Here is a 21,401-nt window from a genome sequence, read left to right as displayed (position 1 = left end):
ACTCCTGTCTGTCTATTCAATACGATATTGTTTGGATTGCTCTTCGCCCAGCAATACCCTGAGCGCCCCTTGGGCCAGAGACTGCAGTTCATTTTCTCCCGGATAGACTAAAACGTCTGAAATCCAATCTATGTATGATCTGATATTGGAAACAAAGCTTTTGCCGTACGCAAGGCCTCCCGTCAGCACAATCGCTTCAACTTCGCCTTTTAATGCCGCGCTGGCTGCTCCGATTTCCTTTGCTACCTGATACGCCATGGCATCAAAAATGAAGCGGGCTTTTTCATCGCCACCCTGAATCATCTGTTCCACTTTTACTGCGTCATTCGTACCGAGATAGCCTAAAAGCCCGCCGGTGCCCACCAGTTTTTTCATGATTTCTTCTTTTGTATACTGTCCTGAAAAACATAAATCCACAAGATCTCCCGCAGGCACTGTTCCTGCGCGTTCAGGACTGAATGGCCCCTCTCCGTGAAGACCGTTATTGACATCGACCACTCGCCCGTGGTCATGGACGCCAATTGTAATACCGCCGCCCATATGGGTAATAATCATTTTCATGTTCTCATATCGTTTGCCAAGAGAGGCTGCCGCCTTACGGGCGACAGCTTTTTGGTTTAACGCATGAAAAATGCTTTTCCGTTCAATCTCAGGCATGCCTGAGATTTTTGCGAGCACTGACATTTCGTCTACGACAACAGGGTCGACGATATATGAAGGAATATTCAGGCCGTCAGCGATTTCACGCGCGATAATGCCGCCTAGATTAGAAGCATGCTGGCCGGCGTAGCCGCTTTTCAAGTCCATAATCATGTCATCGTTCACTTCGTAAGTTCCGCCTTCAATCGGCCGGAGAAGGCCGCCTCTGGCGCAGACTGCATCAAACTTTGAGATATTAATTCCCTGTTCATGAAGCGTTTCGAGAATATGGTGTTTGCGAAATTCATACTGATCAATAATATGGTCAAATCGCTGCAGCTCTTCTATGTTGTGTCTCAATGTTTTTTCAAAAATGCTTCGTTCGTTATGAAAAACACCGATTTTCGTTGAAGTTGAGCCTGGATTAATTGTGAGAATGCGTTTTTCATCATGTAGCACTTTCATAACCTCCAGATCAATTTCTTAACGTCTGCTTAATACACTGTGGCCGTTTTGCAAAAACTGGCTTCTTGAGCGGCGCATGCGTTCAATCCGTTCCTCTGCCAAGCGGTCAGCCGCTAAATACGTCGGAATGCCGTCACGCTGAGAAATTTCAAGTACACGCTCAATATTGCCGTAAATGCCTTCAACTTTCTTCAATGCGCGTTCCGCATTATAGCCGTAAAGCTCATCTGCAACGTTGATGACGCCGCCAGCGTTAATGACATAATCCGGCGCGTAAACGATGCCCATTTCATGAATTTGATCGCCATGACGTGTTTCTTTTAATTGGTTGTTCGCTGCACCCGCGATGACTTTCGCCTTCAGCTGTTTAATAGTGTCGTCGTTGATTGTCGCACCAAGGGCACACGGCGCATAAATATCACAGTCTTGTGAATAAATCTCTTCCGGATCAACCGCACGGGCGCCAAAATCTTCAACTGCGCGCTGTACTGATTGTTTGTTGATATCCGTAACGATTAAGTTTGCCGCTTCTTCATGCAGGTGGCGGCATAGGTTGTAGGCTACGTTCCCTACACCCTGCACAGCGATCGTTTTCCCTTCAAGAGAGTCAGTTCCGAAAGCAGCTTTAGCGGCTGCTTTCATTCCTCTGTACACCCCGTACGCTGTAACTGGAGATGGATTTCCAGAAGAGCCGAAAGCAGGAGAAATCCCTGTGACATAGTCTGTTTCATCATGAATGATGTCCATATCCTCAACTGTTGTGCCCACATCTTCAGCTGTAATGTATCTGCCGTTCAGTCCTTGAATATAGCGGCCAAACGCGCGGAACATTTCTTCATTTTTGTCTTTTCGCGGATCGCCGATAATCACTGTTTTTCCGCCGCCAAGGTTTAAGCCTGCTGCCGCGTTTTTATAGGTCATGCCTCTTGCCAGTCTGAGCGCGTCTTCAATCGCCGCTTCTTCATTCTCATATGTCCACATTCTCGTTCCGCCAAGCGCCGGACCGAGCGTTGTATCATGAATCGCGATAATCGCTTTTAAGCCTGATTGTTCATCTTGGCAGAACACCAATTGTTCGTAATCGTATTTCTCCATATATTTAAAAAGTTCCATGTTCGTTCCTCCTAATGTGTGTATTCTTCAGATGCGCATATTGCCAGCGCAATGGAATACAGTTTATTTTCAGCGGAGTCCGCTCTGCTCGTTAAGGCAATCGGCGCTTTTGCTCCTATAATGACAGCCGCCACGCTGGCCTTCGCAAAATAAATCAGTGATTTATATAAAATATTGCCGGCCTCAATTGTTGGGACGAGAAGGATATCAGCGCTGCCCGCTACATCTCCCGAAATCTTTTTCTGGGCTGCGGCAATTTGTGATACTGCGTTATCCAAAGCAAGCGGTCCATCAACAATGCAGCCTTTGATTTGGCCTCTTTTGTACATTTGAGCAAGAGCAGCTGCATTCACTGTCGCTTCCATTTTCGGGTTCACCGTTTCGACTGCTGCCAGAGCTGCTGCTTTTGGCATATTGTTCCCTACTGCGTGGGCCACATGAACGGCATTTTGCAAAATCTGCCGAAGCTCTTCCAGCGAAGGGGCAATATTCATTGCCGAATCTGTCACAAACATCAATCTGTCAAAGTCCGGTATATCAAACACAGCCACGTGGGAAAGGACACTGGATGACCGAAGCCCCTCCTGTCTGTTCAACACCGCTTTAAGCAAAACAGAAGTCGGCACATTGCCTTTCATTAAAATATCCGCTGATTTGTGATGCACAGCACGAACCGCTAATTTTGCCGATTCCTCAGGCGTATCGGCATGAACGATTTCCACTTGATGCCCTTGCATAGATGCTGTCAGATCGTTCAGTTTTTTGCTGTCGCCCGTTAACAAAAAACGGGCGGATAGATGCTCGGCTGCCAGCTTTACTGCCCGGATCACTTCCTCATCCTCAGCATGGGCAACCGCAATGGTCTTGTTTTTGTACATCGACGCTTTGCCGATTAAATCTTTCAGCTTCATCTGTTACCACCTTTCTTATTTCGACTCCGCCTTTTATTATGCAAGTTCCATGCCAGCTCCTCACCTTGCTGTCATACCAGATATATTGAAAAATCCGTGCAGATGTTTGCGTTTATTCTGCAAATTATTGCATGCCTTCATTTGCAAGGCCGTATTTATCCATTTTGTAATATAAATTCCGTATGCTGACACCGAGGGCTTTCGCTGTTTTTGTCCGGTTAAAATGATGCTTTTCGAGCGTTTGCTGGATTAAATGCGCTTCAAATTTTTCTACTGCGACAGACAGCTTTTCGCCTTCAATATCCGGAAAATCAAAACCTGTCCCCTGCTCTGTATCACTTTCTTTTTGTTCAAGTTCGAAAACAGGCAAGTGATCTTTTTCAATCCATTCCATATGCGGATTTAGAAAAATCATGGCTCGTCCAAGGACATTTTCCAGCTCGCGGACATTTCCAGGCCAATGGTACGCGGATAAGGCACGCACGGCTTGCTGTGAGAGCCCCTTTACATTCCTGCCGTAATCCCGGTTGATCTTTTGGATAAGCCTGACGCTTAATGCCTCAATGTCTTCCAGCCGCTGCCGTAAAGGCGGGATGGAGATGGGATAGCGGTTGATCCTGTAATACAGGTCTTCGCGGAACGTTCCATCCGCCATCGCCTTTTCGATATTTACATTTGTCGCCGCGATTACTCTAACATTGACAGGGATCGCTTTTGTGCCGCCCACTCTGACGATTTCTTTCTCTTGAAGGACGCGGAGCAATTTCGCCTGCATATTTTGTGTCAGCTCACCGATTTCATCTAAGAAAATACTGCCGTTATTGGCTTCTTCAAATAAGCCCTTTTTACCGCCTCGCTTCGCTCCTGAAAACGCACCATCCTCATAGCCGAACAATTCAGATTCGAGCAGGTTTTCAGAAAGGGCTGCGCAATTCACGCGAATAAATTTATTGAATTTCCGGTCGCTTTCGTTATGGATGGCATGGGCGAACAGTTCTTTTCCTGTTCCTGATTCCCCACGCAGCAAAATGGTAGCCGGCGTTTTCGCCCCGAGCTTCGCCTGCTCAAGCGCAACCAGCATTTGCTCGCTTGTGCCGATAATGTCGTCGAAAGTGTATTTCGCTTCAAGCGTGCGAATGATTTGTCTGGCCCGATTAAGCTCCGCAGTCAGCATTTTAATTTCAGACACATCATGAATCACACCGACGCTGCCTTTCAAAATCCCGTCTACAATCACCGGCGCTACATTGACGATGACTTCTTTTTCATTGGGGCCGACCTTCATTCTGACACCGCGGACAGGGCGTCTTGTTTCAAGCACCTTTAAGTGCATGCTTTCGCCTTCAGAAATATCAGTGTTTGCAGGCTTGCCGATGACTTCTTTTTCAGAAAGCCCCGTCATTTTCGTATATGCTTTATTGATCAAAAGGCCAATACCGTTTTCATCAACGACAGAAATCGCCTCATCGGAGGATTGAATAATCGCCTCCAGCATCGTACGGACCTGCTTTAAATTTGTCACTTCCTCTGCCAGCTCGACAGCATCGGTGATATCTTTAAACACACAAAGCGCCCCGAGCAGACGTCCGCCTTCATCAATAATCGGCAGCCTAGTGGTCACAATTTGCAAATGATCGCCTAAAAGCTGCTTCTGGTTATATTCAGGCTCTCTCGTTTTTAAAATCCGCGGCATCTTTGTGCTCGGAATGACTTCTTTTATCGGTCGCCCGATGACTTCCTCGCGTTTTTTCCCGACCATTTTTTCGGCCATATGGTTAAAGAGAATGATTTCTTCATTGATATCAATGAAAATCATTCCGTCATGAGTGGAATTAAAAATTCTATCGTGTTTATATGTTTGCTCTTTCAGCATTTGAATCAGCTGCTGCTTCTCTTCCATCAGCTGAAAAACGATGTACGCCATTTTTCCCGGCATGACAATGGTCTCTTCATGCTTTTCCTGAAGGAGTTCGTCAAACACGGCTTGATCGCCGGTGGTATGAATGACGATATCCGGTTTTTGTTGTATGTAAGGTTTCCAATCAGATGAAACGGCAATTCCATACCGTTCTGCTTCTTTCAATCCCGGCGCCTCGGGGTCTTTGTCAACCACGGCAATGATATCTATGACGGCTGTTTTGATCAAAATATGTAATAACGCCGTTCCCCTTTTGCCGGCACCTACAATCAGTACCTTTTGCATCCCGTTACCCCTTTGTATGAAAAAATTTGCACACCTATTTATTCCGTTGCAATAATTTGCACAACCCTATGTTACCACGTTTTCTTCTCTTGACAAAATATTTTTTCCGCTGGACAATAAAGGAAATGAAAAGATAAAGGGGTTTTCTGAGGATGAGCCGACTTCTTGCGCTTTTGATATTAGTCCTCCCCGGCGCCATTTCCGCTTTAGGCATTAAACTGATGAGGGATACACTTTTCGGCAATACGCTAAAGCCATTTGCAGCTCTTTGGCTCCAAGGTTTGTCAGGATTCATCTTTTTTGCGTTCGGACTTTATGTGCTGGCCGGGTTCATTTTATACAGAGACAGAAAACGCAATCAAGTCAGCCCGCGATTCAGAAAACGATAGCTGCAAAAAAGCCGGAGAACGCCCCGGCTTTTTTGATCAAAACTATTCGTCAGGCAAAACGGTTTTGGCAATCGTTTTATCTAACGCTTCATAGTCATAGTAAGAAATCGTATCGTACAGTTCTTTTCGTGTCTGCATATCATGCAGGCCTTCTTTTTGCGAGCCGTGCTCCTTAATCAAACCAAACATCCGCTCATAAGCTTTTGCCGCCGCTCGAAGCGATGTGACAGGATAAATCACCATGTGAAACCCCATATCTTCGAATTCATCGGCACGATAATACGGCGTTTTCCCAAACTCGGTCATATTCGCAAGGAGCGGAACGGAGATGCGCTCAGCAAACTGGCGGAATTCGTTCTCCTCCTGAAGCGCTTCCGGGAAAATCGCGTCCGCTCCAGCCTCAATGTAAGCCGCTGACCGTTTCATCGCGGCATCAAGCCCTTCCTGCGCCCTGGCATCAGTACGGGCAACAACGACAAGGGAGGGCGCCGCTTGTTTGATCGCTTTTATTTTTTGCGCCATCTCCTTTATCGGAACAAGCTGTTTGCCATTTAAATGCCCGCATTTTTTCGGAAGCTGCTGGTCCTCTATTTGAACAGCGGCTACTCTGGCTTCTAGCATCTCACGGGCGGTTCGGGCGGCATTTAACACACCGCCAAATCCCGTATCGATATCCACAAGCAGAGGCAGATCAGCTGCGCGCACAAGATCCTTGGCCCGATCAGCCATCTCTGCCGACGTGATGATCCCTAAATCAGGAAGCCCCCTGCTGGCTGTATATGCCGCACCAGACAAATAAATAGCAGAAAAACCGGCCTCCTTCGCAAGCAAGGCGGCCATTCCGTCATGGGCGCCGGGAATTTGCAGAATGTCCGGTGCTGACATCAGCTTGCGGAAACGTCCGGCAAGCTCCTCTTGTGACGATTGCTTATTGACGATCCACGACATGACACAAGTCCTCCTTTTACATGCAGAACATATCTACGAATTCATTTACGCGCATCGTTTGTAATGTCTCATAGTTAGTACAGTGCTCATAAATGTGTTTGTACTGTTTATCAGAAAAATGGGTTTTGAGATTGGCAGAAAACTTTTCCAGCAGTTTCGGCACTGCCTCGTCTCTTCGAAAACGGTGGCCGAGCGGAAATTCACATTCCACCATCTCCGTGCTCGTTCCGTCTTTAAAATGAATTTGTACGGCGTTTGAAATGGAACGCTTGTCGGGTTTCAGGTAATCCTCGGTATATACTTTATTTTCAGTCACTTCCATTTTACCCCGAAGTTTATCTATTCTCGGATCAATCGCTGTTTCAGCCTCATAATGCTGCGCTGTGATATCACCAAAAAGCAAACCGATTGCTGTGATGTATTGAAGGCAGTGATCACGATCTGCCGGATTGTGAAGCGGGCCTTTTTTATCAATGATTCGGATAGCGGATTCATGCGTTCTGATGACAACACGGTCAATCTCATCAATCCGGTCCTTTACCTGCGGATGAAGAATGACAGCACACTCCGCCGCTGTCTGAGCGTGAAATTCCGCAGGATAAGACACTTTAAATAACACATTTTCCATGACATAAGCATCTAGCGAGCGGGCGAGTTTGATCTCTTGCTTATTGAATAAAACGTCTTGGAAGCCCCATCCCGGTGCGCTCAAAGCTGTCGGATAACCCATTTCCCCTTTTAACGCCATCAGCGCCAAATGAACACCTCTGCTCGTTGCGTCTCCTGCCGCCCACGATTTGCGCGAGCCGGTATTCGGTGAATGCCGGTATGTCCTCAAGGCTGCATTGTCAATCCATGCATTCGAAAGCGCATTTTTGATTTCTTCTCTTCCGCCGCCCAAAAGCTTAGTTGCAACAGCAGCTGTCGCAACTTTAACGAACAGAACATGATCAAGGCCAACTCGGTTTAAGCTGTTTTCTAATGCAAGCACGCCTTGAATCTCGTGTGCTTTGATCATCATTTCAAGTACGTCTCGTACCGTTAAAGGCTCTTTTCCTTCAGACAGCCTCACTCTCGATACATAATCGGCAACGGCAAGGATTCCTCCCAGATTATCGGACGGATGCCCCCACTCCGCCGCCAGCCACGTATCGTTGTAATCGAGCCAGCGGATCATGCAGCCGATATTAAACGCTGCCTTTACAGGATCGAGAACATATGACGTTCCCGGTACTTTGCTTCCATTCGGCACAATCGTTCCGGGAACAATCGGGCCGAGCAGCTTTGTGCATTCGGGATACCGGAGTGCTAAAATCCCGCAGCCCAGCGTATCCAGCAACACATGCCCTGCTGTTGTATACGCCTCGGAGCTTGTAATCTCTTTCTCAAGCACATAGTCTGTGATTTCTTCAATGACATGATCCGTTTTCAGCATTCTACCAGTTCCTTTCATCATTTATGATTCGCCTGATGGCGCGGGCCCATATAGCTGACACGAGGACGGAAAAGGCGGTTATTGGAATGCTGCTCAATTACATGGGCGCATAAACCGGACGTTCTCGCGCTGAAAAAGACAGGCGTATACAAAGGAATCGGTATGCCGAGCATCCAGTACACCGGGGCAGCGTAGTAATCCAAATTCGGGTAAAGCCCTTTTTCCTTCTCCATCAGCTGCTCGCCTGCTTCACACATCTCGTATAAACGATAGTCTCCGGCTTTATCGCATAATTGCTGCAGCGCTTCTTTCATTATGAGTGCTCTCGGGTCCATTTTTTTCATATACACCCGGTGGCCGAATCCCATAATTTTTTCTTTTCTTTTCAGTTTCGTTTGCAGAAGCTGCTCAAACTCGGACGGTGTTTTCGCATCCAAAAGCATATACATCACGGCTTCGTTTGCTCCTCCGTGAAGATTCCCTTTCAGGGAGGCAACAGCTCCTGTCAAAGCGCCATAAAGATCTGAATGTGTAGAAGCGATGACCCTTGCCGCAAATGTTGAATTCGGCATCTCATGCTCACTGTACAAGACGAGGGACCGATCAAAAATCTGCTCTTCCAGTGAGGACGGCAATTTCCCTGTCATCATGTATAGAAAATTTGCACTGTAGGATAGGGTTTGAAGCGGAAGAATCGGCTCTTTCTTATTGATGATCCTGTAGCTGGCAGCAGTGAGGGCAGGCATTTTCCCCAGAAGCTGATAGGCGCGTTCTTTGTTTGCAGAAGGAGACCGATCATCAATTTGCCGATCATAGCCGGCAAGTGCTGACAGTCCTGTCCGCAGGCTATCCATTGGATGAGTGTGCTCAGGGAGCAGCTCAAGCAGGCGGAGATGATCAGCCGGCAAGCTTGATGCGCTGTTTATTTTTCTTTCCAGCGTTTCCGTTTCACTTTCTTCCGGCAGCCTGCCCTCCAGCAATAAATGGACAAGCTCCAGGTAGCTTTTTGTTTTAGAAAGATCAATTAAATCATAGCCTCGTATCAAAATCTGGCTGAACTGCGTGTCAAGATAAGAAATATGAGTTTCTGCCGCGATCACACCGTCCAAACCTGGAGAATAATGCTGTTTCTCCTCCATATCCTCAACCTCCGTTTTGCGTTTTTGTCTATCAGATTCCGCCAAGCAAATGCTTGGAAATAATCAGTCTTTGAATCTCGTTCGTCCCTTCATAGATCTGCGTCACCTTTGCATCGCGAAGCAGACGCTCGACCGGATAATCCTTCATATAGCCGTATCCCCCGTAAATTTGGACGGCGTCTAACGCCGCCTTTACCGCGGAATCGGATGCAAATTGTTTAGCCATAGATGCTTCTTTTCCGCAGGCCAAGCCGCGGTTATGAAGGTCTGCCGCGTGATAAACAAGATGCCTTGCCGCCTCAGCCCTTGTCGCCATGTCAGCCAGCTTAAACGATATGCCTTGATTGGCTGCGATAGGCCTTCCAAATTGCATTCTCTGTTTCGCGTAATGAACGGCATGCTCAAGCGCCGCCTCTGCAATCCCAAGCGCCTGTGCCCCAATGCCGATGCGGCCGACATTTAAATTCGCCATGGCAATGTGAAATCCATCACCCTCTTTGCCAAGCAAATTTTCTTCAGGCACTTCTGCATTGTCAAAAATCAGTTCCGTCGTATTGGAGCCATAGAGCCCTAGCTTTTTTTCTTTTTTTCCAACGGTAAAACCAGGGGTGTTTTTTTCAACGATAAAAGCCGAAATCCCGTGCCTGCCTTGATCTGGAGCTGTTAAAGCAAACGTGATATAGATATCGGCGGCTCCGCCGTTTGTAATAAATATTTTCGATCCGTTTAATAGGTATTTGCCGTTCTTTTTGATTGCTGTTGTGCGAAGGCTTCCGGCATCCGACCCCGAGTGAGGCTCCGTCAGCGCAAATGCGCCCAAATGGTCTCCGGAAGCGAGCTTCGGTATATATTTCATCTTCTGTTCTTCGTTGCCGAAGTACAGAATCGGATTTGTGCCGACTGAGGTATGAACGGAAAGAATGACACCGACAGCCGCGCTGATTTTAGAAATCTCATGAATCGCAAAAATATAAGAAACAATATCCGCCCCAGCGCCGCCGTATTGCTCCGGCACCGGTATTCCCATCAAGCCATGTTCACCCATTTTTTTGATCAGCTGAGACGGAAATTCGTCCGTTTTCTCCATGATTTCCGCAGCGGGAGTAATTTCTTTTCGGGCAAAATCACGCACCATTTTTCGCATCATGACCTGCTCTTGGGTTATATGCAACTCGGCCACCCCCGGATGGAATTGACTTCAGGAAGTCCTCTCCTCATATTGATAAAAACCGCGTCCGCTCTTTTTGCCAAGCCAGCCCGCTTTGACATATTTGCGAAGCAGCGGGCAAGGACGGTATTTGGAATCGCCAAGGCCGGAATGAAGAACTTCCATAATCGATAAACACGTATCAAGCCCGATAAAATCCGCTAATGTAAGCGGCCCCATCGGATGGTTCATGCCCAGCTTCATCACCTCGTCTATTGCCTCCGGCTTCGCTACTCCCTCATACACACAATAGATGGCTTCATTAATCATCGGAAGAAGCACGCGGTTGGAAACAAACCCCGGAAAATCATTGACTTCTACCGGTGTTTTCCCCATCTTTTCCGCTAATCCCATAACATCTAAGGCTGTTTCTTCTGACGTAGCCAAGCCGCGTATCACTTCTACCAGCTTCATCACAGGAACGGGATTCATAAAGTGCATGCCAATGACTCGGTCAGGCCGGTTTGTCACCGCAGCGATTTCTGTAATAGGCAAGGAGGATGTATTGCTGGCCAAAATCGTATGAGGCGGGCAAATGTGATCAAGTGTTTTAAACATCTCGGTTTTCGCTGTCATGTTTTCTGCGATAGCCTCAATCACAATGTCCGCATGCTTTGCCTCCTCAAGCGTTTGAGAGAGCGAAATGCGGCTGATCACACTCTTAACTTCCGCTTCGGTCTTCCTTCCTTTCTCAGCATCACGGGTCAACTTTTTCTTCAACCGCTTCAATCCTGCCTCCGCAGCCTCCGGGTTCACATCGTACATTCGCACATAAAAGCCTGCGTCAGCAGCTGTTTGAGCAATTCCGCTTCCCATCTGTCCTGCGCCAGCTACCATGATTTGTTTCATTTCCATTCAAATCCCCTTTTTCGTCATGTTTTAATGAACCTGCACTAAGACGGCGTCCCCCTGAGCCGCACCGCTGCAAATGGCGGCAACGCCCAGTCCCCCTCCCCGGCGCTTTAATTCGTAAACAAGCGTCATGAGAATTCTCGCCCCGCTTGCGCCAATCGGGTGGCCGAGCGCGATCGCACCGCCGTTCACATTTACTTTTTCAAGATCGAAACCGACGATTTTTTTGCATGTCAAAACAACAGAAGCAAACGCTTCATTTACTTCAAACAAATCAATATCTCGAACGGTTAAACCAGTCTTTTTTAGCAGCTTGTTGATTGCAAACCCCGGTGCTGCCGCTAGCTCGTGCGCTTGCATTCCCATAGTGGAAAAACCAAGAATTGTAGCCAGAGGCCGTTTGCCAAGCGCAGCAGCTTTGTCCTCAGACATCAGCACGAACGCACCGGCTCCGTCATTGACTCCGGGAGCATTGCCGGCTGTGACGGAACCGTCACTTGTATAAATCGGGGAAAGTTTTGCAAGCTGATCCAGATTTGTGTCACGCCGAATCGCTTCATCTTTGTCGACAATGTTTGTTTTTCCTTTTCGTCCGATCCAGCTGACAGGAACAATTTCATTCTGAAGCTTTCCTTCATCAGCTGCCTTAGCTGCCCGCGCATGACTTCTTATCGCCCATTCATCCTGCTCCCTGCGTGAGATTCCATATTCCTTGGCCGCTGTATTTCCGTGAACAGCCATATGCACCTCGTCAAACGCGCACGTTAACCCGTCATAAACCATTAAATCTCTAAGCTCCCCATCTCCCATCCGCGCTCCCCAGCGCCCGGCGGGAACGGCATACGGAATATTGCTCATGCTTTCCATTCCCCCGGCAACAAGAATGTCCGCATCTTGCGCCCGGATCATTTGATCACATAGGGTGACCGCTCGAAGTCCGGATGCACAGACTTTATTCAGCGTTTCTGACGGCACACTCCAAGGCATTCCAGCCAGACGGGCAGCTTGCCGGGAAGGTATCTGCCCTGAGCCGGCTTGAACAACCATGCCCATGACAGTTCCTTCCGCATCGTCTCCAGAGACTCCAGCGCGATGTAACGCCTCCTTCATCGCAACGCCCCCAAGCTCAGCAGCTTTCACCTCTTTCAACGCCCCGCCGAATTTGCCAAATGGTGTTCTTGCGGCACTTACAATGACTGTTTTCCTCATGGTTTCACCTCATTCAGAAGATAGACAGCGCTTACAATTTCTAGTTGTCTTCTATGAATGTATGCTTTGAAACGGGCATGAATGAATGAAAAAAGAAGGCTGCGCCTCCTTCTAAAACAACTATTTATTTTTTAACAATGCCAAAGCCTTTGCAGGAAAATCGGTGAAAATGCCGTCTGCCCCCGCTTCAATGAGATGCTTCATATCTTCCGGCCGATTAACTGTATACGGCCTTACCTTGATCGAACTGTTCCTCATTTTCTTCAGTACTTTATCCGCTGTTGCCGGGCTGTTCAGCTTCGGGTGATAGCCGGAAGCCGGAATTGATGTGATATACCGGTCAGCCTGATAAAGCACATCTGAAGTCAATGCCGCCCGTTCGATATGGGGAGCAAGCCGGGCGCATAGCGCCAAGCTTTCATGGTTAAATGTGGATAGGATGATTCTCTCCTCTATATTGAATCGCTTCACTGCCTCCAGCACTTTTTCTTCCATTCCCTCATAACGGATCACGCTGTTTTTTAATTCAATGTTGATGAGAAAATTCTTTTTTTCTGCCCATGAGAGCACGTCTTCAAGCAGCGGCACTTTGATATCACTGTCCGTTTGATTGTGATTTGCCGCCGCATTTGCCGTTTTTATCACATCATACACTGTATCCTTCACGAATCCTTTGAGCGATGTCGTCCGGTCGAGTCTTTCATCATGGATCACAACAATGCGTCCGTCTTTTGTCAGCTGTACATCAAGCTCTATTCCGTCTGCTCCCGCCTCAATTCCTTTTTCAAATGCAAGCATTGTATTTTCGGGAAATTGACCTGATGCCCCCCGATGGGCAAAAATCTCTGTCATCGTTTCACCTCAAGCCCTAACGTTTTCTCCATTATACTGATTTTGGCGTTTCCACTCTAGGATTAAGGCTGTATCAATCTACTGATCGTAATAAGAATCAATACCGTTGACAATCGCATCCGCGGCCTTTTGCTGGTATTCTTCGCTTCCGAGCTTGTCCGCGTCAGAGCTGTTTGTGATAAATCCAAGCTCCGCCAGTACACTCGGCATTTGTGAATATGTAATGACGTAAAAGTCTGATTCCTTCACACCTCTGTCTCTTGTCTGTAAGGATGAGAGGAGCTGTGATTGAATATCGGTGGCCAGACGCCGGCTGTTTTCCCCTTCATAATCAGATTGAAAATACGTTTCTGTTCCTGAAGCTGAAGCAACCCCGGAATTCACATGAATGCTGACAAAAAGATCGGCGTGATTGGCACTTGCCTTTGCCACTCTGTCCTCCAAGGTCAGAAAATGATCGTCTGACCTAGACGCAACAGGATTGGCTCCCTCCGCTTTTAGCTTGTCCGTCACATGCTCGGAAACTGCTAAATTAATATCCTTTTCAAAGAGCCCGTTCCCGACTGCTCCGCTGTCTTCACCGCCGTGTCCGGCATCAATGTATACTGTTTTCCCTTCTATCGGCTCTGCCGCCTGTGCGCAAGGCGCGAGCGTCAAAGCCAATCCGCATAGCGCCAAGCTCCTCCATAACTTTCTCAACTTTCTCCCTCCGGTCTTTTATCACGAATTCTTCTGCAGCTGAATGTCTTCCAGCTGTAAGGTTCCATTATCCTTTTTTATATATTTCACCTGGATATTTGTGTGATCTGGCAGTGATTCACATTCATCACGTTTATCCTTCGGAACTTGTATCATGGTTTCTTCTCCGTTAAGGGAAACCGCGATCGTATGAGGGTCAGCCGAGCCAATGTATTTTCCCTCTTCGGTAAACCTTGGGGCTGAGTCATCCGCACTTGCAATACTGCACCCTGAGAGAAAGAGCACAGTAAACAGCAAAAGAGCCGTTTGTTTCACATGATCACCTCTTCCTGATGTTTGGCTTTTATCTTTGACCAGAATGGCAGATTTGTAAAGATGTTGTGAAAGCAGGCGATGAAGTTCCATGATTTTCAAAAGGGCTATCCGACCTGATCATTTCCTGTTGTTAGAAAGAAAGCAATCGCATTTATCTATGAGGATGGCTCTAATTGAGGCACATATTAGAAAAAATTAACGAAAAGAAGCAACTTTTTATTCATTTTGAAAAAATGTGAGGAATGAGGTGAGCAAATCGTTTGACGGCTGAATCAGCCAGGCGTAACCTTTTAAAGGATATTCACTTTACAGAAAGAAGTTACAGCCATGAAAAAATTCGTTCTGCTGGTCGCTGCAGCAGTCATCACTTGCACCATCGGCCACCAAATCAGCGGCGGCTACAAAGCCCCCGAAAAAGAACGCAGAAAACATCACTCTGTACTCAAGATATTCAGCCGGTAAAGCAGATCAATTGCATTAATTTTTACATATAGGCTAGAATATGTCCGAATCCAAACGAAAGAAGATGATTAAATGAACCCTAAGTATAAACCGCTGTTTGAACCATTTACGTTTAAAAGCGGCGTTACAATTGACAACCGGATCGCAGTAGCACCAATGACTCATTACGCTTCTAACGATGACGGTACAATATCTGATGCAGAGCTTGATTACATCATCCCCCGTTCAAAAGAAATGGGAATGGTGATTACAGCCTGTGCAAATGTCACACCGGATGGAAAAGCATTTCCCGGGCAGCCGGCCATCCATGATGATGCCAACATTCCAGGTTTAAAAAAATTAGCGCAAGCCATTCAGGCGCAAGGCGCTATAGCCGTTGTGCAAATTCATCACGGCGGTATTGAATGTCCGTCTGAACTCGTTCCGCAACAAGATGTTGTAGCGCCAAGTGACGTATTTGATAACGGCAAGCAAATTGCCCGCGCCTTAACAGAAGAAGAAACGGAAAACATTGTGAAGGCATTTGGAGAAGCGACAAGACGCGCCATTGAAGCCGGCTTTGACGGTGTCGAAATTCACGGCGCAAACGGCTACTTGATTCAGCAGTTTTATTCTCCGAAAACCAATCAGCGCACAGACCGCTGGGGAGGTAGCGACGAAAAACGATTAGCCTTCCCGCTTGCTATTGTCGATGAAGTGAAAAAAGCCGCTGCAGAACATGCGAAGGGTGCGTTCTTAGTCGGCTACCGCCTGTCTCCGGAAGAACCTGAGACACCAGGATTGACAATGACTGAAACCTTTACGCTTGTTGACGCTTTAGGGGATAAAGAATTGGATTACCTTCATATCTCACTGATGGACGTGAACTCAAATGCGCGCCGCGGTGCAGATCCGACTCGTACACGCATGGACTTGTTGAATGAACGTGTCGGAAACAAAGTGCCGCTTATCGCCGTCGGTTCCATTCATTCCGCAGATGACGCGCTGGCTGTAATCGAAAACGGCATTCCGCTAGTCGCGATGGGACGCGAAATTCTAGTTGACCCCGACTGGACGGTGAAAGTAAAAGAAGGCCGGGAAAAACAAATCGAAACAGTGATCAAAGGCACAGATAAAGAAAAATATCACTTGCCTGAACCGCTATGGCAAGCAATTGTGAACACGCCTGGCTGGGTACCTTATAAAGATTAATGTGTGGAGACCGCCGAAACGATATTTTTAAAAAAGCCCCTTGTATAAGGGGCTTTTTCTCTAATCAAACAGTTTGTGTAAAAACCTAAACGGCAGGAACAGCAATAGGTCTGCCGCTTCAGAAAGCAAATCCAACAGCAACCCGTCACGTTTTCCGGCTTTTTTCTTTTTCATTCATACGTCTCCTTTGTTCATGAATACGTCCTTATCTTACGAGTTTGCAGGGGAAAGGTTTCAATTTGATCCTGATTGTTTGTTTTTGATAATCCAAGCAGCGAAAACACATGAAACCATGACTGTAAATGAGATGAAGTCGATCAGGGTGCCTGCCATGTGTGATTCTGTAATGATGTTCGAATTGACGCAAAGCGCAAGAATAAATAACGCAATCAGCAGTCCGTACTTTTCAAACACATTATCACTCCCTCAGGAAAATGTGCTTCCTATTCATCATCCATTATAATAAATGTCCCTAAAACAAAACGCCTCCTATTTATCAGCGCGAACTAATAAATAAAAGACGTTTGATTTAATCATCGCTTAATATACTCATGCTTAAGAAGCCTTATGCTCTAATCTCAGCTTATCCGCAACCATTGCAATGAACTCTGAGTTTGTCGGTTTAGCTTTTGTCATGCTGACTGTATAGCCGAACAATGAGGAAATGGAATCAATGTTTCCTCTGCTCCACGCCACTTCAATTGCATGGCGGATCGCTCTTTCTACACGGCTTGCGGTTGTGTTGAATTTTTTGGCGATGTCCGGATAGAGGACTTTTGTAATACTGCCGAGCAATTCGATGTCATTGTATACCATTGAGATTGCTTCGCGCAGATAGAGATAGCCTTTAATATGCGCCGGGACGCCGATTTCATGGATAATGCTTGTGATGCTCGCGTCGAGATTTTTCTTTTTTGGTTCAGGCTGGCTGCTGCGTATAATGCTGCTTTGCGATGATGGCGCACGGTGCGTCACGCTGCTGGCATTTCCGCTGACCTGACGGATATGTCCGACAAGGTTTTCCATATCAAACGGTTTGAGAATAAAGTAGGACGCGCCTAAATCGACGGCCTTTTTCGTGACATCTTCCTGTCCAAAGGCTGTCAGCATAATGACATTCGGCTGTTTTTTCAGATCTGATTCCCTCAGCCGCTCTAAAACCGCAAGTCCGTCCAAATGCGGCATAATAATATCCAATACGAGCACATCGGGATCTTTTTCTTTAAACAACGACAGGCATTCCTGTCCGTTATAAGCTACACCGATCACTTCCATGTCTTCCTGTCCTTCTATATATTCACTCAACAGGCTTACCAGCTCTCGATTATCATCAGCAACACAAACTTTAATTTTCTCCACGTTTCTTCCTCCCCAAATGTAGTTAACAGGATTCACCCTTGCTACATGTTTACATTCGACAAAACCGCTATATACCCTCTAAAAAAATCATAATCACCAATATTAGTGGCATATCTTTGTTATTCTATGTTTTTCTCCGTTTTTCGACTAAAAATGAAATTTGACAAACAAGGAAACGTGAATTTGTCGAAAAATCTTCTTTTGTACATTTTACCGTATGTATTCTGAGAAGTGAAGAGGAATAAAAACAAAAAAACTGCCGGAAATTCCGGCAGTCAGCTTGCTTTTTCTTTTCCGTAAATATCGATTCCTGCTTCTGACAGCATCCATTCAATATGAACGCCGTAGCCGCTTGTCGGATCATTTACAAACACATGGGTGACAGCGCCGATCACTTTTCCATTTTGAATGATCGGGCTTCCGCTCATCCCCTGTACGATGCCCCCTGTTTCTTTCAACAGCCTCGGATCGGTTATTTTTAAGACCATTCCTTTTGTCGCCGGGAATTTTTGCGGCGTCGTGCTGACGATTTCAATATCAAATTTTTCTACCTTGTCATCATCAATGACCGTTAAAATTTCAGCCGGCCCTTTTTTGACTTCATTAGAAAACGCAACCGGCAATGCTTGATCTGAAATATTGTTTTGAATTGGCTGATGCAGTGTGCCGAAAATCCCAAATGGGCTGTTTCTGTTAATATCCCCGATCGTTTTGCGTTCTGAGGAAAATCGCGCCAATTTTTCTCCCGGATTTCCGCCTGTCCCTTTTTCAATTGATGTTACAGTGGATTTGACGATTTCTCCATTCTCCACTACGATTGGTTTCTTTGTGTCCATATCGGAAATCACGTGGCCAAGTGCTCCGTATTTTTTTGTTTTCGGTTCATAAAAGGTCATGGTGCCGATGCCAGCAGCCGAATCCCTGATATATAATCCGATTCTGTACTTGCCTTCTACTTCATCTTTTTCAGGAATGAGCTTTGTTTTGATTTTTTGCTTATCACGTTTAATCAGCAAATCTAACGATTCTCCGGTTTTACCTGCCTTCTGGATAAATGGGGCTACATCATTCATTTTTTCAATTTTCTGTCCATTCATCTCAATAATGATGTCACCCGCTTCAATGCCGGCCGTTTCTCCCGGAGATTTTTTGCCTTCACTTGTGTTGATTTGATGAAATCCGACGACAAGAACACCGACGGAATGAAGTTTAACACCGATTGATTGTCCGCCAGGTATGACTTTTAAATCAGGAAGAACTTGCACTTTTGTTTTTTTGATTGGAAATCCGGCAAGATCGTATACTAATTCTGATTCACCTGATTTTTTGCCTGTCACCTTGATTTCATGCGGGTCTTTTTTTACTGTAAACGCTTCTGACGATTCTTGTGCATGAGCGTTTACCGATAAGCTCGTTTCAATCGCTTGTGTTTGGGTTTCAAATACTCTCATTTGCGTTGGAATCAGTAAATACTCTTTTAGCGGTTTGCATAAACCTACACTTAATAACGAAACAAGGAGAATTAAACCTACTGCTTTTCTGATGTTATCGGGCATTCACTACTTCACTCTCCTCGCTCCTATCCCACACCTTCTTTATGACTTGCTGCTACATCATTTAATTTTGCCTTCTGACGCCTTATTTATAACTGTCATATAAAGAAAAACATTGGATATACTGATGAACGAATGGATGTGTGCGAAAAAAATAAGCTGCGCTTCTCGCGCAGCTTACCCAGTTGTTTTGACTTGATCGGCTTGTATTAAAAGTTCTTTCGCATGGCGTTTCGTCAAGTCTGTTACTTCGACTCCTGCAATCATGCGCCCGATTTCCACTACCTTTTCCTGCTTAGACAGCGGCTTGACATGTGTCGTCGTTCTGCCGTCTTTTAACTCCTTCGCAATATAAAGGTGCGTATCGGCCATGGCAGCCACCTGAGGCAAGTGTGTAATACACAGCACTTGTGATCCTTTTGACACTTTATGGATCTTCTCAGCGATTGCCTGGGCGACTCTGCCGCTTACACCGGTATCGACCTCATCGAATATAATCGACGTCACATCCTGCTGAGAGGAAAAAATGCTTTTTATGGCAAGCATTACCCGAGACAGTTCTCCCCCGGAAGCGACTTTCGAAAGAGATTTTAGCGGTTCACCTGTATTGGTTGAAATTAAAAACTTCACCAGATCTATCCCTTGTTCAGTCAGCTGAACAGGCTGGCCGTTTACAATCGGCGCCTCCTCATTGCGGGACGCTGTTCTGACCTTAAATTCCGTATCAAACGTTGACTTTTCCATGTACAGGCTTTTTAATTCCCGATGAATCTCATCGGCCAGCTTTTTCGCCCATGCTTTCCTGATTTGTGAAACATTTGCCGCTTCCACTGCGACATCTTTGCCGACTGAGTCAAGCTCCTTCTTCACGCTTTGAAGGTGGCTGTCTCTGTTTTCAATTTGGTCAATCTCTTCTTCAATTTTAGAAGCGTATTCTAAAATATCCTCAACAGATGCACCATATTTTCGTTTCAGCTGTTTGATTTCATTAAGACGTGTTTCAATATAATTCAGGCGTTCCGGATCATACTCAAGCTCGTCCAGCATATTTCTCATCTGAAATGTAGCGTCCTCCAGAAGATAGTAGGAGTTCGAAACACTTTCAGACAGTTTTTTCAGCGGTTCATTAATATCGGATATATCTTCAAGCTGCGCTGATGCCATTCCGACCCAGTCCAGTCCGCCTTGCTCACTGCGAAGCGCGTTATACGCATTTTGCAGCGATTCATATATCTTCTCAAAGTTTGAAATTTGCTGGCGTTCTTCTTGGAGCTGTTCATCTTCATTAAGCTCAAGCTTTGCCGATTCGATTTCTTCGAGCTGAAATTGAATGAGATCAAGGCGGTGTGCCATTTCCTGTTCGCTTTCAGAAAGCTGTTTTAGCTTTTTAAGCAGCTTCATGTAACGCTGGTATCCTTCCTGATATGCTTGGAGCGCGCTTTCCACTTCGGCTCCGGCAAACTTGTCCAAAAGCTGGAGATGATTTTCGTCCTCCATTAACAGCTGGTTATCGTGCTGCCCGTGAATATCTAATAAAAGCCTGCCGATCTCTCTTAACGAGGCAATCGTGACAAGCTTGCCATTAACCCGGCAAACGCTTTTTCCACTCGTGCTGATATCCCTTCTCATAACGATCATTTCGTCTGAAACGTCGATTCCCTGCTCAGCGCATATATCAAAAACGGGATGGCCGCTCTCCAACAGAAACAGCCCTTCAAGCTCGGCTTTTGCTTCTCCATATCTGACAAATTCAGATGATCCTCGGCCTCCGACTAAAAGAGAAATGGCATCTATGATGATGGATTTGCCGGCTCCGGTTTCTCCTGTTAAAACCGTGAGCCCGCGTTCAAAAGAAACCGTCAGTTCCTCAATAATGGCAAAGTTTTTAATCGATAGTTCAGCTAACAAACAGCATTACACCTCTTATCTTTGTTAGATTTCTGTTACAGCAGCTCAAGCAGTCTGTTTTTTACGCCGTCTGTATCTTCAGGAGTCCGGCAAATAATTAAAATCGTGTCATCTCCGCAAATGGTCCCCATAATTTCATCCCAGTCCAAATTGTCCATCAGCGCCCCGATTGCCTGGGCGTTGCCCGGCATCGTTTTCAGCACAATCATATGGCTTGCAGAGTCTACTTTCACAAATGCGTCCATCAGTGCCCGCTTCAGCTTGGACAGCGGATTGAAACGCTGGTCTGCCGGAAGACTGTATTTGTAAGAGCCGTTATTCGTAGGCACTTTTACAAGGTGAAGTTCTTTAATATCCCGTGAAACCGTGGCTTGCGTTACTTTGTATCCATCCTGTTTCAGCATGTCGACCAATTCATCTTGCGTTTCGATTTCATTGCTTGTAATGATCTCTCTGATTTTAATATGCCTCTGGCCTTTGTTCATGTAAGCACCTCTATTTCCAGCTTATCTGTTCTTTTATGTTATATGATTCTCTGCAAATTGTACATGA

General features: G+C 46.2%; 21 protein-coding genes. 3 read left to right on the top strand and 18 right to left on the bottom strand.

Annotated features, from left to right (window positions below):
- Positions 1-12: 12 nt before the first annotated feature.
- From buk to CVV77_RS00875, 4 genes are all read right to left on the bottom strand, one after another.
- Positions 13-1,104 carry a butyrate kinase gene (gene buk / locus CVV77_RS00890; protein WP_100274425.1) on the bottom strand — a complete coding sequence of 364 codons (1,092 nt, stop codon included), beginning with the start codon at positions 1,102-1,104 and terminating at the stop codon, positions 13-15.
- 18 nt (positions 1,105-1,122) lie between these two features.
- Positions 1,123-2,217 (bottom strand): branched-chain amino acid dehydrogenase, encoded by a 1,095-nt coding sequence (bcd, locus tag CVV77_RS00885; protein WP_100274424.1) that lies wholly within the window; start codon positions 2,215-2,217, stop codon positions 1,123-1,125.
- A gap of 11 nt (positions 2,218-2,228) precedes the next feature.
- Positions 2,229-3,128 carry a phosphate butyryltransferase gene (gene yqiS / locus CVV77_RS00880; protein WP_100274423.1) on the bottom strand — a complete coding sequence of 300 codons (900 nt, stop codon included), beginning with the start codon at positions 3,126-3,128 and terminating at the stop codon, positions 2,229-2,231.
- A 124-nt stretch (positions 3,129-3,252) separates the two neighbouring features.
- Complete coding sequence (locus CVV77_RS00875; protein ID WP_019258851.1) at positions 3,253-5,331, bottom strand: sigma-54 interaction domain-containing protein; 2,079 nt, start codon at positions 5,329-5,331, stop codon at positions 3,253-3,255.
- A gap of 152 nt (positions 5,332-5,483) precedes the next feature.
- Here CVV77_RS00875 and CVV77_RS00870 point away from each other — a divergent pair, with 152 nt between their 5' ends.
- Positions 5,484-5,720, top strand: a complete 237-nt coding sequence (locus CVV77_RS00870) for a DUF2627 domain-containing protein (RefSeq protein WP_019258852.1) — start codon at positions 5,484-5,486, stop codon at positions 5,718-5,720.
- A gap of 42 nt (positions 5,721-5,762) precedes the next feature.
- Here CVV77_RS00870 and prpB read toward each other — a convergent pair whose 3' ends face one another.
- The 9 genes from prpB to CVV77_RS00825 form a co-directional block, all read right to left on the bottom strand.
- Positions 5,763-6,668: a methylisocitrate lyase gene (prpB, locus tag CVV77_RS00865; RefSeq protein WP_019258853.1), complete on the bottom strand. Its 906-nt coding sequence runs from the start codon at positions 6,666-6,668 to the stop codon at positions 5,763-5,765.
- A gap of 16 nt (positions 6,669-6,684) precedes the next feature.
- Positions 6,685-8,103, bottom strand: coding sequence for a bifunctional 2-methylcitrate dehydratase/aconitate hydratase (locus CVV77_RS00860; RefSeq protein WP_100275115.1), 1,419 nt, complete (start codon positions 8,101-8,103; stop codon positions 6,685-6,687).
- A 17-nt stretch (positions 8,104-8,120) separates the two neighbouring features.
- Positions 8,121-9,242, bottom strand: a complete 1,122-nt coding sequence (gene mmgD / locus CVV77_RS00855; protein ID WP_100274422.1) for a citrate synthase — start codon at positions 9,240-9,242, stop codon at positions 8,121-8,123.
- Positions 9,243-9,273: 31 nt separating this feature from the next.
- Positions 9,274-10,413, bottom strand: a complete 1,140-nt coding sequence (locus tag CVV77_RS00850) for an acyl-CoA dehydrogenase (protein WP_100274421.1) — start codon at positions 10,411-10,413, stop codon at positions 9,274-9,276.
- 27 nt (positions 10,414-10,440) lie between these two features.
- The gene (locus CVV77_RS00845; RefSeq protein ID WP_100274420.1) at positions 10,441-11,304 is read right to left on the bottom strand and encodes a 3-hydroxybutyryl-CoA dehydrogenase; all 864 of its coding nucleotides are present in this window, start codon (positions 11,302-11,304) and stop codon (positions 10,441-10,443) included.
- A gap of 24 nt (positions 11,305-11,328) precedes the next feature.
- On the bottom strand, positions 11,329-12,510 hold the full coding sequence (locus CVV77_RS00840) for an acetyl-CoA C-acetyltransferase (RefSeq protein ID WP_100274419.1): 1,182 nt from the start codon (positions 12,508-12,510) through the stop codon (positions 11,329-11,331).
- Between the two features lie 120 nt (positions 12,511-12,630).
- Positions 12,631-13,362, bottom strand: coding sequence for a glycerophosphodiester phosphodiesterase (locus tag CVV77_RS00835; protein WP_100274418.1), 732 nt, complete (start codon positions 13,360-13,362; stop codon positions 12,631-12,633).
- Positions 13,363-13,440: 78 nt separating this feature from the next.
- Positions 13,441-14,061, bottom strand: coding sequence for an N-acetylmuramoyl-L-alanine amidase family protein (locus CVV77_RS00830; RefSeq protein WP_088110630.1), 621 nt, complete (start codon positions 14,059-14,061; stop codon positions 13,441-13,443).
- A 21-nt stretch (positions 14,062-14,082) separates the two neighbouring features.
- On the bottom strand, positions 14,083-14,376 hold the full coding sequence (locus CVV77_RS00825; protein WP_088112464.1) for a hypothetical protein: 294 nt from the start codon (positions 14,374-14,376) through the stop codon (positions 14,083-14,085).
- Positions 14,377-14,703: 327 nt separating this feature from the next.
- Between CVV77_RS00825 and CVV77_RS21920 the strand changes: the two genes are divergently transcribed.
- Together CVV77_RS21920 and CVV77_RS00820 are read left to right on the top strand one after the other, a co-directional pair.
- Entirely contained in the window at positions 14,704-14,838 is a 135-nt protein-coding gene (locus tag CVV77_RS21920) for a hypothetical protein (protein ID WP_142397314.1), read from the top strand.
- 72 nt (positions 14,839-14,910) lie between these two features.
- Positions 14,911-16,029 carry an NADH-dependent flavin oxidoreductase gene (locus tag CVV77_RS00820; RefSeq protein ID WP_100274417.1) on the top strand — a complete coding sequence of 373 codons (1,119 nt, stop codon included), beginning with the start codon at positions 14,911-14,913 and terminating at the stop codon, positions 16,027-16,029.
- A gap of 234 nt (positions 16,030-16,263) precedes the next feature.
- Here CVV77_RS00820 and CVV77_RS00815 read toward each other — a convergent pair whose 3' ends face one another.
- From CVV77_RS00815 to argR, 5 genes are all read right to left on the bottom strand, one after another.
- Positions 16,264-16,443 carry a hypothetical protein gene (locus CVV77_RS00815; protein WP_003236884.1) on the bottom strand — a complete coding sequence of 60 codons (180 nt, stop codon included), beginning with the start codon at positions 16,441-16,443 and terminating at the stop codon, positions 16,264-16,266.
- Positions 16,444-16,584: 141 nt separating this feature from the next.
- The gene (gene spo0A, locus CVV77_RS00810) at positions 16,585-17,388 is read right to left on the bottom strand and encodes a sporulation transcription factor Spo0A (protein ID WP_003226427.1); all 804 of its coding nucleotides are present in this window, start codon (positions 17,386-17,388) and stop codon (positions 16,585-16,587) included.
- A 275-nt stretch (positions 17,389-17,663) separates the two neighbouring features.
- Complete coding sequence (spoIVB, locus tag CVV77_RS00800; protein ID WP_100274416.1) at positions 17,664-18,944, bottom strand: SpoIVB peptidase; 1,281 nt, start codon at positions 18,942-18,944, stop codon at positions 17,664-17,666.
- 174 nt (positions 18,945-19,118) lie between these two features.
- Positions 19,119-20,849, bottom strand: a complete 1,731-nt coding sequence (gene recN, locus CVV77_RS00795) for a DNA repair protein RecN (RefSeq protein ID WP_100274415.1) — start codon at positions 20,847-20,849, stop codon at positions 19,119-19,121.
- A gap of 35 nt (positions 20,850-20,884) precedes the next feature.
- Positions 20,885-21,334, bottom strand: a complete 450-nt coding sequence (gene argR / locus CVV77_RS00790; RefSeq protein ID WP_003236889.1) for an arginine repressor ArgR — start codon at positions 21,332-21,334, stop codon at positions 20,885-20,887.
- Positions 21,335-21,401 lie beyond the last annotated feature (67 nt).

Source organism: Bacillus sp. SN1 (assembly GCF_002796895.1).
GTDB lineage: Bacteria > Bacillota > Bacilli > Bacillales > Bacillaceae > Bacillus > Bacillus inaquosorum.
This window is presented reverse-complemented; position numbering and strand designations above follow the sequence as displayed.

Bases quoted from the DNA above. Each gene is read 5' to 3' on its own strand.
- CVV77_RS00845 (WP_100274420.1), bottom strand. From the start codon at position 11,304: ATGGAAATGAAACAAATCATGGTAGCTGGCGCAGGACAGATGGGAAGC.
- prpB (WP_019258853.1), bottom strand. From the start codon at position 6,668: ATGTCGTGGATCGTCAATAAGCAATCGTCACAAGAGGAGCTTGCCGGA.
- buk (WP_100274425.1), bottom strand. From the start codon at position 1,104: ATGAAAGTGCTACATGATGAAAAACGCATTCTCACAATTAATCCAGGC.
- mmgD (WP_100274422.1), bottom strand. From the start codon at position 9,242: ATGGAGGAGAAACAGCATTATTCTCCAGGTTTGGACGGTGTGATCGCG.
- CVV77_RS21920 (WP_142397314.1), top strand. From the start codon at position 14,704: ATGAAAAAATTCGTTCTGCTGGTCGCTGCAGCAGTCATCACTTGCACC.
- argR (WP_003236889.1), bottom strand. From the start codon at position 21,334: ATGAACAAAGGCCAGAGGCATATTAAAATCAGAGAGATCATTACAAGC.
- CVV77_RS00840 (WP_100274419.1), bottom strand. From the start codon at position 12,510: ATGAGGAAAACAGTCATTGTAAGTGCCGCAAGAACACCATTTGGCAAA.
- bcd (WP_100274424.1), bottom strand. From the start codon at position 2,217: ATGGAACTTTTTAAATATATGGAGAAATACGATTACGAACAATTGGTG.
- CVV77_RS00870 (WP_019258852.1), top strand. From the start codon at position 5,484: ATGAGCCGACTTCTTGCGCTTTTGATATTAGTCCTCCCCGGCGCCATT.
- CVV77_RS00835 (WP_100274418.1), bottom strand. From the start codon at position 13,362: ATGACAGAGATTTTTGCCCATCGGGGGGCATCAGGTCAATTTCCCGAA.
- yqiS (WP_100274423.1), bottom strand. From the start codon at position 3,128: ATGAAGCTGAAAGATTTAATCGGCAAAGCGTCGATGTACAAAAACAAG.
- CVV77_RS00875 (WP_019258851.1), bottom strand. From the start codon at position 5,331: ATGCAAAAGGTACTGATTGTAGGTGCCGGCAAAAGGGGAACGGCGTTA.
- CVV77_RS00860 (WP_100275115.1), bottom strand. From the start codon at position 8,103: ATGCTGAAAACGGATCATGTCATTGAAGAAATCACAGACTATGTGCTT.
- spoIVB (WP_100274416.1), bottom strand. From the start codon at position 18,944: ATGCCCGATAACATCAGAAAAGCAGTAGGTTTAATTCTCCTTGTTTCG.
- CVV77_RS00820 (WP_100274417.1), top strand. From the start codon at position 14,911: ATGAACCCTAAGTATAAACCGCTGTTTGAACCATTTACGTTTAAAAGC.